This is a genomic window from Corynebacterium sp. P3-F1, assembly GCF_030503635.1.
Taxonomy (GTDB): domain Bacteria; phylum Actinomycetota; class Actinomycetes; order Mycobacteriales; family Mycobacteriaceae; genus Corynebacterium.
In genome coordinates, this window is the sequence record NZ_CP129965.1 from 1,803,870 (window position 1) to 1,816,841 (window position 12,972).

The 12,972-nt window shown below is 57.3% G+C and carries 6 protein-coding genes and 3 rRNA genes; 6 read left to right on the plus strand and 3 right to left on the minus strand.

The genetic code is table 11. The annotated features are described in order from the left end of the window. The first annotated feature begins 1 nt into the window (after position 1). From QYQ98_RS08570 to QYQ98_RS08595, 6 genes are all read left to right on the plus strand, one after another. Positions 2–1,021: an iron chelate uptake ABC transporter family permease subunit gene (locus tag QYQ98_RS08570; protein ID WP_302007748.1), complete on the plus strand. Its 1,020-nt coding sequence runs from the start codon at positions 2–4 to the stop codon at positions 1,019–1,021. Then, positions 1,018–1,773, plus strand: a complete 756-nt coding sequence (locus QYQ98_RS08575) for an ABC transporter ATP-binding protein (RefSeq protein ID WP_302006445.1) — start codon at positions 1,018–1,020, stop codon at positions 1,771–1,773. Before QYQ98_RS08570 ends, QYQ98_RS08575 begins: the two co-directional genes overlap by 4 nt. Positions 1,774–2,365: 592 nt before the next feature. Next, a 16S ribosomal RNA gene (locus QYQ98_RS08580) occupies positions 2,366–3,882 on the plus strand. A 380-nt stretch (positions 3,883–4,262) separates the two neighbouring features. Continuing rightward, positions 4,263–7,335, plus strand: a 23S ribosomal RNA gene (locus QYQ98_RS08585). Between the two features lie 172 nt (positions 7,336–7,507). Then, positions 7,508–7,625: ribosomal RNA gene (rrf, locus tag QYQ98_RS08590) — 5S ribosomal RNA — on the plus strand. Together the 16S, 23S and 5S rRNA genes form the textbook arrangement of a ribosomal RNA operon. Positions 7,626–7,726: 101 nt before the next feature. Further along, on the plus strand, positions 7,727–8,521 hold the full coding sequence (locus QYQ98_RS08595; RefSeq protein WP_302006446.1) for a sulfite exporter TauE/SafE family protein: 795 nt from the start codon (positions 7,727–7,729) through the stop codon (positions 8,519–8,521). A gap of 67 nt (positions 8,522–8,588) precedes the next feature. Here the strand turns inward: QYQ98_RS08595 and QYQ98_RS08600 are convergent, their stop codons facing one another. The 3 genes from QYQ98_RS08600 to QYQ98_RS08610 all read right to left on the minus strand — a co-directional run bounded on the left by QYQ98_RS08600 (position 8,589) and on the right by QYQ98_RS08610 (position 12,841). After that, entirely contained in the window at positions 8,589–10,415 is a 1,827-nt protein-coding gene (locus QYQ98_RS08600; protein ID WP_302006447.1) for a metallophosphoesterase family protein, read from the minus strand. Positions 10,416–10,523: 108 nt separating this feature from the next. Further along, positions 10,524–11,174, minus strand: coding sequence for a DUF3239 domain-containing protein (locus QYQ98_RS08605; RefSeq protein ID WP_302006448.1), 651 nt, complete (start codon positions 11,172–11,174; stop codon positions 10,524–10,526). A gap of 11 nt (positions 11,175–11,185) precedes the next feature. Continuing rightward, entirely contained in the window at positions 11,186–12,841 is a 1,656-nt protein-coding gene (locus QYQ98_RS08610; RefSeq protein ID WP_302006449.1) for a DNA repair helicase XPB, read from the minus strand. Positions 12,842–12,972: the final 131 nt, after the last annotated feature.

The following is a 12,972-nucleotide window of genomic DNA, read 5'->3' on the forward strand; positions in this document are numbered from 1 at the left end:
AATAGAGACCACTCCCGCTCGAGCGAGGCACGTGGGGGCGTTCCAATCGTCGACAAGTAAAAGGCGCTACTGGCTCATCCTGGCGTGCCTAGTGGTCGTGGCCCTGCTGTGCTCGTGGGGTCTGCTGTCTTACGGTAACCCAATGGATCCCTCGACGCGCGGCTACTGGCTCATCGCGCAACGGCGGGCTAACTCCCTTCTGGTTATGGTTGTGGTGGCGTTATGTCAGGCGACGGCGACGGTCGCGTTCCACACAGTGACGGGCAACCGCATCATCACGCCGTCGATCATGGGATTTGAGGCGCTGTACGTGGCGGTCCACACCTCGACTGTCTATTTCTTCGGTGCGGTAGGACTGGCCAATGCCCGGGACCTGGAGATGTTCGTGATCCAGCTGGTGATCATGGTCGGGTTCTCCCTACTGCTGTATTCGTGGTTGTTGACAGGACGCAACAACATGCACGCGATGCTGCTCATTGGCGTGGTAATTGGCGGCGGGCTCGGGAGCTTGTCGACGTTCATGCAGCGCATGCTCACCCCAAGTGAATTCGACGTGCTCACGGCGCGCCTGTTCGGCTCTGTGAACAACGCCGACCCCGCATACTTCCCGGTGGCCATTCCGCTGGCGCTGGCTGCGGCGCTGTTGGTCTATATGCATTCGCGCACGCTCAACGTCGTGGCTCTCGGACGCGAACCCGCGATCAACCTCGGCGTGAACCACAGAGCGCACGCGATCTACGTGTTGGTTCTCGTTTCCGTCCTCATGGCGGTCTCCACCGCGCTGGTGGGGCCGATGACCTTCCTCGGCTTCCTCGTGGCCACGCTCGCGTACCAATGCGCTGACACCTACGACCACCGCTACATCTTCCCGATGGCCGTACTAATCGGATTCGTGGTTCTGGCCAGTGCTTATTTTGTTATGAACCACATCTTCTACGCACAAGGAATCGTGTCGATCATCATCGAATTGGTGGGCGGCACAGTGTTTCTCGTCATGATCCTGAGAAAGGGGACGCTGTGATCAAACTCTCGTCGGTCGAAAAAGTCTACGGGCATGACGCCTCGATCGGCCCCATTGACCTGGAGATTCCCTCCGGAGGAATGACGGCGCTCATCGGCCCGAATGGCGCCGGTAAGTCGACGTTGCTGACCATCATCGGAAGGCTCCTCGAAAAAGACTCCGGAACGGTGGCGGTCGGCGGGCGCGACTTTTCGTCCATCAAGGGAAAAGATCTAGCCAAAGAGCTGTCGATCCTGCGTCCAGAAAACAACTTTGTCACCAAGCTCACCGTGCGCCAACTCGTCGGATTCGGGCGATTTCCCTACAGCAGCGGACGGCTGACCAGCAAAGACGAAGAGATCATTTCGCGCTACGTCGACTTCCTCGGTCTCACCGAACTCGAAGGGCGCTACTTGGACCAGCTGTCCGGCGGGCAGCGGCAACGCGCGTACGTGGCAATGGTGCTCGCCCAAGAAACCGAGTACGTGCTTCTCGACGAACCCCTCAACAACCTCGATATTTCCCACTCGGTGGAGATGATGCGTCACTTGCACGACGCCGCACGCAACCTGGGCAGAACAGTCATCGTCGTACTGCACGACATCAACTTCGCTGCCCGCTACGCCGACCACATCTGTGCGGTGAAGGAGGGGAAGATCGTGGCTTTCGGAACTCCCGAGCAGGTCATTCGCTCCAAACTCCTAACGGAGATCTTCGACACCGATATCGATGTGGTTGAAACATCACGAGGTCCGGTTGCTGCGTATTTCTAGGGTCGGGCGGCCCTTAAAAGCGCAGTTAGAGAGCGTAATTCTTCTGGAATTTGCGTTATATGAATCGATAGGATTAATGTTCTATCTCGTCGCCGCGAGACGTTAAGAACCGGTTAACGGGACTGAACAGAAGATGGCGGCGAGAAAAAATAGATATTGCGAGCGAGTTGACACGCAGTGTCACCGCAAAGTAATGTCGAACAAGCCGCTTCGGAAAGATGACGGAAACGGAATCTGGAAGAGCGTGCGTGTGTTGTGTGAGAACTCGATAGTGTGCCAATTGTTTTTGTCTGGTTGGTTTGTGTGGCTGTTTGTGCACTTTTTGGTGTGTGCTGGTCGGTGTTGTTTGAACCATTGATGGGATGACACTGTTCTGGTTGGTTGCATTGGCTGATTGGATGTTTGTTGTTGCTCTTTTCTCCTCGTCGGAGGGGGTGGCAATGTGGATGGACCCTTTTGTGGGTTTGTTCTAGTAATTTTTGGATTGCCAGGCTGCATGATGCGATGGGTTTTTGTTGTGTTGTGTGGTGTGGTTTGTTTTGGTTGGGTTTTGGGCTTTTCACGGCCTGTTTCACTGGTTTTGTTGAAACTTTTTGTGGAGAGTTTGATCCTGGCTCAGGATGAACGCTGGCGGCGTGCTTAACACATGCAAGTCGAACGGAAAGGCCCAAGCTTGCTTGGGTGCTCGAGTGGCGAACGGGTGAGTAACACGTGGGTGATCTGCCCTGCACTTCGGGATAAGCCTGGGAAACTGGGTCTAATACCGGATAGGACTGCCGTTTAGTGTCGGTGGTGGAAAGTTTTTTCGGTGTGGGATGAGCTCGCGGCCTATCAGCTTGTTGGTGGGGTAATGGCCTACCAAGGCGTCGACGGGTAGCCGGCCTGAGAGGGTGTACGGCCACATTGGGACTGAGATACGGCCCAGACTCCTACGGGAGGCAGCAGTGGGGAATATTGCACAATGGGCGCAAGCCTGATGCAGCGACGCCGCGTGGGGGATGACGGCCTTCGGGTTGTAAACTCCTTTCGTCAGGGACGAAGCGAAAGTGACGGTACCTGGATAAGAAGCACCGGCTAACTACGTGCCAGCAGCCGCGGTAATACGTAGGGTGCGAGCGTTGTCCGGAATTACTGGGCGTAAAGAGCTCGTAGGTGGTTTGTCGCGTCGTTTGTGGAATACCGCAGCTTAACTGTGGGGTTGCAGGCGATACGGGCATAACTTGAGTGCTGTAGGGGAGACTGGAATTCCTGGTGTAGCGGTGGAATGCGCAGATATCAGGAGGAACACCGATGGCGAAGGCAGGTCTCTGGGCAGTAACTGACGCTGAGGAGCGAAAGCATGGGTAGCGAACAGGATTAGATACCCTGGTAGTCCATGCCGTAAACGGTGGGCGCTAGGTGTGAGTCCCTTCCACGGGGTTCGTGCCGTAGCTAACGCATTAAGCGCCCCGCCTGGGGAGTACGGCCGCAAGGCTAAAACTCAAAGGAATTGACGGGGGCCCGCACAAGCGGCGGAGCATGTGGATTAATTCGATGCAACGCGAAGAACCTTACCTGGGCTTGACATACACCGGATCGGGCTAGAGATAGTCTTTCCCTTGTGGCTGGTGTACAGGTGGTGCATGGTTGTCGTCAGCTCGTGTCGTGAGATGTTGGGTTAAGTCCCGCAACGAGCGCAACCCTTGTCTTATGTTGCCAGCATTTGGTTGGGGACTCATGAGAGACTGCCGGGGTTAACTCGGAGGAAGGTGGGGATGACGTCAAATCATCATGCCCCTTATGTCCAGGGCTTCACACATGCTACAATGGTCGGTACAACGCGCAGCGATACTGTGAGGTGGAGCTAATCGCCTAAAGCCGGCCTTAGTTCGGATTGGGGTCTGCAACTCGACCCCATGAAGTCGGAGTCGCTAGTAATCGCAGATCAGCAACGCTGCGGTGAATACGTTCCCGGGCCTTGTACACACCGCCCGTCACGTCATGAAAGTTGGTAACACCCGAAGCCAGTGGCCTAAACTCGTTAGGGAGCTGTCGAAGGTGGGATCGGCGATTGGGACGAAGTCGTAACAAGGTAGCCGTACCGGAAGGTGCGGCTGGATCACCTCCTTTCTAAGGAGTTTATTTTTTCTGGCCCACGGTTGTGGGTTGTTGTTGGTTGAGTGCCTGTGTGTGGTGCTGCTGACGTTTTTTGAAATTCCAGGTGGATGCGCATCTTTCCCGGTTGGATGCTGGGGTGTGTGTGGATGGTTGTGTGGGCCTGCTGGGCGGAAATGATTGGTGCACTGTTGGGTGTCTGGGGCAGCACATGGTGCTTGCATGCATGGTTTGTGTGTGTGGGTGGTTGTTCCTGGTGGCTTACTGCTTGCTGGCTGGCATGGTTGTGTGTTGGTTGGTGGTGGTGGGTGTGGTGTGTGAGAACTGTATAGTGGACGCGAGCATCTTGTTTTTTGTTTGTGTGTGTTTTGTTTGTGTGTTGGGTTATTCGTGTGTGTTTGTTGTTTAAGGGCGCATGGTGGATGCCTTGGCATGCTGAGCCGATGAAGGACGTGTGAGACTGCGTTATGCCTCGGGGAGTTGTCAACAAAGCGTTGATCCGAGGGTGTCCGAATGGGGAAACCTGGCCGTGGTTGTGTGCGGTTACCCGTCAGTGAATGCATAGCTGGTCGGGGGGTGACGCCGGGAAGTGAAACATCTCAGTACCGGCAGGAGAAGAAAATAATAATGATTCTGCTAGTAGCGGCGAGCGAACGTGGATGAGGCTAAACCGTGTGCGTGTGATACCTGGCAGGGGTTGCGTGTGCGGTGTTGTGGGGTGTGGCTGGTCGTGTTCTGCCAGATGCGTCCACATGGTGCGTGTGTAAGCGGAAGTGGTCTGGGATGGCCCACCGGAGTAGGTGAGAGTCCTGTACGTGAATGTGCATGTGCGTGTGGTGGCCATATGTGCCCCGAGTAGCAGCGGGCTCGTGGAATCTGCTGTGAATCAGCCGGGACCACCCGGTAAGCCTGAATACTCAGTGTGACCGATAGTGGATAAGTACCGTGAGGGAATGGTGAAAAGTACCCCGGGAGGGGAGTGAAATAGTTCCTGAAACTGTGTGCCTACAATCCGTCAGAGCACCTCTTTGTGTGTGATGGCGTGCCTTTTGAAGAATGAGCCTGCGAGTCAGCGGCATGTCGCGAGGTTAACCCGTGTGGGGTAGTCGTAGCGAAAGCGAATGCTAATTGTGTGTTGTAAGTGGCATGTCCTGGACCCGAAGCGGGGTGATCTACCCATGGCCAGTGTGAAGCAGCTGTAAGAGGTTGTGGAGGCGCGAACCCACGTAGGTTGAAAACTGCGGGGATGAGCTGTGGGTAGGGGTGAAAGGCCAATCAAACTCCGTGATAGCTGGTTCTCCCCGAAATGCATTTAGGTGCAGCGTCGCGTAGGTGTGCCGGAGGTAGAGCTACTGGTTGGTTGAGCGGGACTATCATCTTAGCAATGTCAGCCAAACTCCGAATGCCGGTTACATGTGTGCGCGGCAGTGAGACTGTGGGGGATAAGCTTCATAGTCGAGAGGGAAACAGCCCAGATCGCCGGTTAAGGCCCCTAAGGGTGTACTAAGTGGAAAAGGATGTGTAATCGCGAAGACAGCCAGGAGGTTGGCTTAGAAGCAGCCACCCTTGAAAGAGTGCGTAATAGCTCACTGGTCGAGTGGTTGCGCGCCGACAATTCAGTGGGGCTCAAGTACACCGCCGAAGCCGCGGCAGCAGTATTGCTGGGTAGGGGAGCGTCGCATGTGGGGTGAAGCATGATCGTAAGGGCGTGTGGACTGCATGCGAGTGAGAATGCAGGCATGAGTAACGAATGATACGTGAGAATCGTATCCGCCGAATGACTAAGGGTTCCTGGGTCAAGTTCGTCTTCCCAGGGTGAGTCGGGTCCTAAGGCGAGGCCGACAGGCGTAGTCGATGGTCAACGGGTTGATATTCCCGTACCCGTATGTATGCGCCCAATGATGAACCGGTGATACTAACCACCCTGACCGCCTGCCATGGCCATCTTTGATGGTTGGGTGGGTGTGATGCGTGGGGCCTGATCTGTAGTAGTCAAGTGATGGGGTGACACAGTTTGGTAGCTACGCCACTTATTGGATTGTGGTGCAAGCGTGCAGCACGGCACCTAGTGAAATGCGGGTGCCATAAGTGCCAGGCGTGATGCGTAACCCTTATTGGGTGATGGTGGTGATCCTATGCTGTCGAGAAAAGCCTCTAGCGATGTGTATGTACGGCCCGTACCCGAAACCGACACAGGTAGTCAAGTAGAACATACTCAGGCGGTCGGGTGAACTGTGGTTAAGGAACTCGGCAAATTACCCCCGTAACTTCGGGAGAAGGGGGGCCACAACAGGTGAACCGGTCATGCGTCGGTGAGCGTGTTGGGGTCGCAGAAAAGAGAGGGAAGCGACTGTTTATCAAAAACACAGGTCCGTGCGAAGACGGTTAAGTTGATGTATACGGACTGACGCCTGCCCGGTGCTGGAAGGTTAAGAGGACCTGTTAGGACACCTGTCCGAAGCGGAGAATTTAAGCCCCAGTAAACGGCGGTGGTAACTATAACCATCCTAAGGTAGCGAAATTCCTTGTCGGGTAAGTTCCGACCTGCACGAATGGCGTAACGACTTCCCTGCTGTCTCAACCACAGGCCCGGTGAAATTGCACTACGAGTAAAGATGCTCGTTTCGCGCGGCAGGACGAAAAGACCCCGGGACCTTCACTATAGCTTGGTATTGGTGTTTACTGCGGTTTGTGTAGCATAGGTGGGAGACTATGAAGCGCTCACGCTAGTGGGTGTGGAGTCGGCAAGTGAAATACCACTCTGACCGTAGTGGATGTCTTAACCTTGGCCCATGATCTGGGTTGGGGACAGTGCCTGGTGGGTAGTTTAACTGGGGCGGTTGCCTCCCAAAGAGTAACGGAGGCGCCCAAAGGTTCCCTCAGCCTGGTTGGCAATCAGGTGTTTAGAGTGTAAGTGCACAAGGGAGCTTGACTGCGAGACCAACACGTCGAGCAGGGACGAAAGTCGGGACTAGTGATCCGGCACCTACTTGTGGATGTGGTGTCGCTCAACGGATAAAAGGTACCCCGGGGATAACAGGCTGATCTTCCCCAAGAGTCCATATCGACGGGATGGTTTGGCACCTCGATGTCGGCTCGTCGCATCCTGGGGCTGGAGTAGGTCCCAAGGGTTGGGCTGTTCGCCCATTAAAGCGGCACGCGAGCTGGGTTCAGAACGTCGTGAGACAGTTCGGTCTCTATCCGCCGCGCGCGCAGAAACTTGAGAAAGGCTGTCCCCAGTACGAGAGGACCGGGACGGACGTACCTCTGGTGTGCCAGTTGTTCCGCCAGGAGCACCGCTGGTTGGCTACGTACGGAAGGGATAACCGCTGAAAGCATCTAAGCGGGAAGCCTGTTTCAAGATGAGGTTTCATAGGTTCCCCATAGACGATGGGGTTGATAGGCCAGATCTGGAAGCACCGCAATGTGCGAAGGTGACTGGTACTAATACACCAACCAACAAACCACAACGTGCACCCAACCTAGGGCACAACACAAAAAACACAGACAAAAACGTCTACCCGCGTCCACTATGCAGTATCTGACACACCACACACACACTGTGTGGCCACCCAAAAAAACTACATACACCCGCACCACACCCACGTGGTGCGACCATGACGACAAACCCCAAAGGTGTGTCGGTGGTTGATAGCGGTGGGGAAACGCCCGGACCCATTCCGAACCCGGAAGCTAAGCCCACCCGCGCTGATGGTACTGCACCCGGGAGGGTGTGGGAGAGTAAGTTACCGCCGACCAAAAACTTCATTAACAACGGCGCCCCTTGAAGGAATAGAATCCTCAAGGTGGCGCCGTTTTTGTGTGCGCTTAAGCCCCGTCCTCAGGAGTCTGTTTACAAATGAGTGTTTTATCCGGTCTGCTGCTGTTCGCCATGGGCATCCTAGCCGGCATCATTAATTCAGCCGTTGGCTCTGGTTCACTGCTGACTTTGCCGGTGCTTCTTGCTATGGGTGTTCCGCCCGGGGTGGCTGTGCGCACAAACACGATTGGCATGATGTTCGGGTCTTTTGGTTCCGCTTACGGCTTCCGGGAGGAGACCAAGCGGGAGATGTCGTACCTTGGGCCTTTGATCACCGCTACTGTGATCGGTGCGGCGGCTGGATCTCTGTTTCTTCTAATTACGCCTTCCTCAGCGCTGGATTGGGTGATTCCCATCTTGATTGTCGTCGCGCTAATTTTGGTCATTTTTCAACAGCGTTTTGTCGAGGCGTTTTCTAAGAATCAAGTGGTGAAGGCCGAGGGGAGTAACGGAACTGTGGGGGCGCCCTACAAGCGGCCTGGGCTCGTTGGCGCCATGGGCTTGGCGTCGATGTACGGCGGGTTCTTTACAGCTGCCCAGGGCGTGCTGTACATGGCGATTATGGGCGTTGGTACCGGTCACCCCTTCAAGGATGTGAATCCGGTAAAGAACTTTTTGTCCATGATCGTGAATAGCGTGGCAGCTTTGGTCTACCTGATCGCGTTCCTTTTCTTCGGGGCGGAGGTGCTGTGGATCGGGGTTGCTGTTCTCGCCGTGGGCAGTTTGCTCGGCGGTCTTGTCGGAGCGCGCATTGCCAAGCGGTTGTCTAACACGTTTCTCAAGGGGCTCATTGTGGTTGTTGCCTTGTCCGCGCTCGTGCGTCAACTGATGTAGCAGGATTTGCAAAAGCATGGAAGAAGCCGGGACTCATCAGTCCCGGCTTTATTGATTGGGGGAGGTACTATTTCTTCACAATGCCGTAGGAGTTGTAGAGTTCAACCTCGCGCTCTTCACCCTTGTGCAGATCGCCCTTCACCTTGTAGAAGTCGATCTTGAAGGTGTCGTCGGTGACCGTGTAGACCGCGAAACACTGGACCGTGGACTGGCGGTAGTTCTCGTGCTTGTGGTCGAACTTGGGGGAGTCAGCCGGCTGTTCGGCGATGTCGTACAGAGAGTTCCAGTAGTCGACGTCTTCTTCAGTCATCCAGTCGAGCTTGGGACGGACCTTGTGGACGTGGTCGGCACCTTTCTTGTAAATGGCGTCGTATGCCTTCGTACCGGAGGTGTTCGGGATGATGTAGGTGACGCCTTTGGGGTTGACGTGGTGCTCAACACCGTCGATGGTCTCCTTCTCGGTGTCTTCGACCTCGCCGTAGGAGAAGCTGTCGGGGGTGTAGACCAAAGACTTGGTGCGAGTCAGGTTGTGGTCGTGGCCTTGGAGAACGACGTCGACTCCGAGTTCGTCGGCGATTTTGACGAATTCCTCGCGGGTGACTTGAACGTCCTCGTCCTGGAGCGCGTGGTAGGAGGCTGAGTACACCGGCTTGTGGTAGGTCAGCACGATCCACTTGGTGCCGGCTTCACGTGCCTTGGTGATGTCTTGCTTAGCCCACTCCATCTGCTTTTTGCCGATGGCACCGCCGTCTGGGTTGTCTTCGGATTCCTTGTTGTCGTTCGTGTTCAGAACGACGAAGTGGACGCCAGAGTGGTCGTAGGAGTAGTAGGAGCCGCCGTCGATCGCGCCGTCGGTGACCGGTACGTTGGTGTGCTCGTTGAATGCGGTGAGGTCCTTGCCGTCCTCCCAGTCGAGGTTGTACTCGTCGTGGTTGCCTGGAGTGTAGGCGTGCGGAAGGTGGATGTTCGCCTTGCGGGACATGTTGAGGTTGTCGACCCACTCGTCTTCGACTGCCGCGGTTTCTACGAAGTCGCCGGTGTGGACGGCGAAGGCGGCATCTGGAGCGACTTCCATGGCCTTCTCGAGAGTGTTGGCGCCGTAGGCTGCCTCGTTGTTCACGTTGGCGTTCCAGTAAGCGTTCTGAGTGTCGGTGTAGTGGATGAACTTCACTTCGCCGGAGTTCGGGTCAGAGGTGGTGAAGCTGCCGGTTTCGGAGAAGCCTTCGGACTCGGAACCGACCTGGAAGTAGTATTTCTTGCCCGGCTGGAGGCCGGTGGCTTTGCTCTTGTTGCTGTTTTCTTTCACGTCGATGAGCTCAAGGAAACCTAATTCCGAACCGTCGGAGGTCCACTTGGTATTTTCGCGGGTGATCTGCTCATCGGTGAAGTAGCCCTTGATCTCCTTAGGCTTGCCTGCATCATCGACGATGAACTTGTCGTCCTCGTCTGTGTCGGCGGCGGCGTAGATGTAGTAGCCGTCTTTGTCGCGCTCAGCGTAGCGGTTGGTTACCTCGGTGGTCTCCGCGGGGAATTCCATGGCTCCAGACATGTCTTCCTGCTCAGAGACGCGCAACATGGAGTCGTCGAGGTCGTCCTTGGTGTACCAGTTAAAGGCCATCTCGGTGGACGGGTCCTCCGTGATGTTCATGGCGATGCGGTCGGGCTTGTTATCGACCGTGACCTCGGCGACTTCGGGCTTTTGGTCCTGGAGTTCGATCAGGTCGAGGCCGTTTTTTTCGCCGTAGACCGGGTCGACTTCTTTCGCTTCTGTCTGGGTGTTTGTGGTGGTGGCGGTGTCCTCCACTGTCTGTTGGTTAGTGGAGCAAGCGGTGAGGACAACCGTAGAACCGGTCAAAACGGCAAGGAGCTTGAAAGTTGTTGATTTGGAGCGCACGGTGAAAACCCTTCGGCAGTGTTTGATACTGTCGCCCCCAGTGTGCCGTATGCGGGTTAACTGGCAGTTTCCTAATTCTAACCTTGGGGTAAAGGTGGGGTTCGTTTTTCAATCGAGGGGGAGAAGGTTCATCGGGGTGGCTTTGACATCGTCAAGCTTTGCCCGCGCCTTGTTCAGCTTGTGCCACTGCTCCTGGGGGATCGCCGCGCGGGCTTCTTTGACCACGTCTTCGTCGGGCGTGGCCCACGCGATGGGCATCGGCGTGACTTCCTGCCAGTGGTCTTTGTCGCGCGTGGTGCGGCGGCCGCCGACTGCGACGGAGGGGACCTTCATGCCCGACTTCGGGTCGTCGACGCCGGGGATGGACGAGACGGTGCGCAACGCTGCCGCGTACTTCGGCGGGAGGGTCTCGTCTACGTTGATGTTCACCAAGGCCATCAGCACCATGTCGCGGGGGTTGACCTCGGCGATAACTGCCGGCGCGAGGGGGTAGCGGTCGTAGAGTTCTTGCGCCCCACCAACCGAACGGGGAACCATGAGGCCGACGATGAGCATTACAATTCCGAAGGGGATAAGCCCGATCACTCCGAACCAACCCCATGCGGAATTGTCCGGTGTCAGCGTCCACAGCAACACTGCGGCGACAACGCAGATGACGAACAAGCTGATGCCGGAGATGGTCACTTTGCGCGTGTCGCGCAGCATCTCGTTGTGCTTTTTGGCGAATTCCTCGTCGACGTCGAAATGAAAGCGGTTCATAGGCTCCCAGTTTAAAGGTCGGAGGCGTCCACGAGACGGTAGGCGTAGCCCTGCTCAGCGAGGAAGCGCTGGCGGTGCTGGGCGTATTCAGCATCGAGGGTGTCGCGTGCGACGATGGTGTAGAACAGGGCTTCCGCACCGTCGGCTTTGGGGCGCAGCAGCCGTCCGAGGCGTTGCGCTTCCTCCTGGCGTGAGCCGAATGTGCCGGAGACCTGGATACCCACGGCGGCCTCGGGTAGGTCGATGGAGAAATTGGCCACCTTCGACACCACGAGGGTCTGGATGCCGCCGTTGCGGAACGCCTCAAAGGTGGCTTCGCGCTTCTTGGTGGAGGTTGTGCCGTCGACAAGCGGGGCACCGGTGCGCGCGGCGATGTCTTCGAGCTGCTCGATGAATGCGCCGATGATCAAGGTTTGCTGCCCCGCGTGTCGCGCAAGAAGCTTATCGACGACCGCCAGCTTCCCCTCGCTGCACGCCGCGATACGGTACCGTTCCCGGGTTTCAGCGGTGGCGTACAACATGCGTTCGTCCTCGCTGAGCGTGGTGCGGACTTCGACGCATTCGGCGGTGGCGATGTAGCCGGCCGTTTCGAGCTCTTTCCACGGGGCGTCGTAACGCTTGGGGCCGATCAAGGAGAACACATCGTCCTCCCGGCCGTCTTCGCGCACGAGGGTGGCGGTGAGGCCGAGGCGGCGGCGCGACTGGAGGTCGGCGGCCATCCGGAACACGGGGGCGGGCAACAGGTGCACCTCGTCGTAGATGATCAGGCCCCAGTCGCGGGAGTCGAAGAGCTCGAGGGCTTTGTATTCGCCTTTCGTCTTGCGGGTGACCACTTGGTAGGTGGCGATGGTGACGGGGCGGATCTCTTTGCGCTCGCCGGAGTATTCGCCGATCTCGTTGGGCGTGAGCGTTGTGCGCCGCAACAGCTCGTCGCGCCACTGGCGGCCGGCCACGGTGTTGGTGACCAGGATGAGCGTGGTGGTCTGCGCCTGGGCCATGGAGGCCGCGCCGACGATGGTCTTGCCTGCACCGCAGGGAAGAACGACGACACCGGAGCCGCCCTCCCAGAAGGACTCGGTGGCGTACTGCTGGTAATCACGGAGATCCCATGCGTTTTCCTGATCCGAACCGGTGGTCAGCTGGATCGGGTGGGACTCGCCGTCGACGTAGCCGGCGCGGTCGTCGACCGGCCAGCCGAGCTTGGTCAATTCCTGCTTGATCCGGCCGCGTTCGGAGGGGTGGACGGGGGCGGTGGTGGCGTCGATAAGCGCGCCCACCATGGGCTGAATCTTCTTGTTGCGGGTGATCTCGGTGAGGATCGCGGCGTCATCTGCTTCGAGGATGAGGCCGTGAGCCGGGTGCTTGAGTAGGCGGACGCGGCCGTAGCGCGCCATGGTCTCGGCGACGTCGATGAGCAGCGCCTGTGGGACAGGGAAGCGGGAGTACTTCTCGAGCACGTCGACTGCTTGCTCCGCGTCGAAGCCGGCTGCCCGCGCGTTCCAGAGCGCCAGAGGCGTGATGCGGTAGGTGTGCACGTGTTCCGGGGCGCGTTCGAGTTCCGCGAATGGGGAGAGCGCCGCGCGTGCTTTGGCCGCCTCCGCGTGCGCGACGTCGAGGAGGACAGTCTTGTCCGATTGCACGATAAGCGGGCCGTCACCTAAAGACATAGGGGCAATTATGCCCCTATGGGTGGGGCGGCAGGCGGGCTGGTGAACGATTCGACATGTTGAGGCGAAGAATCCGGCAAAAGCCCAGGTCACTAAATGCTGGATGCCAAATCGTTCACCAGGCGCAGGCA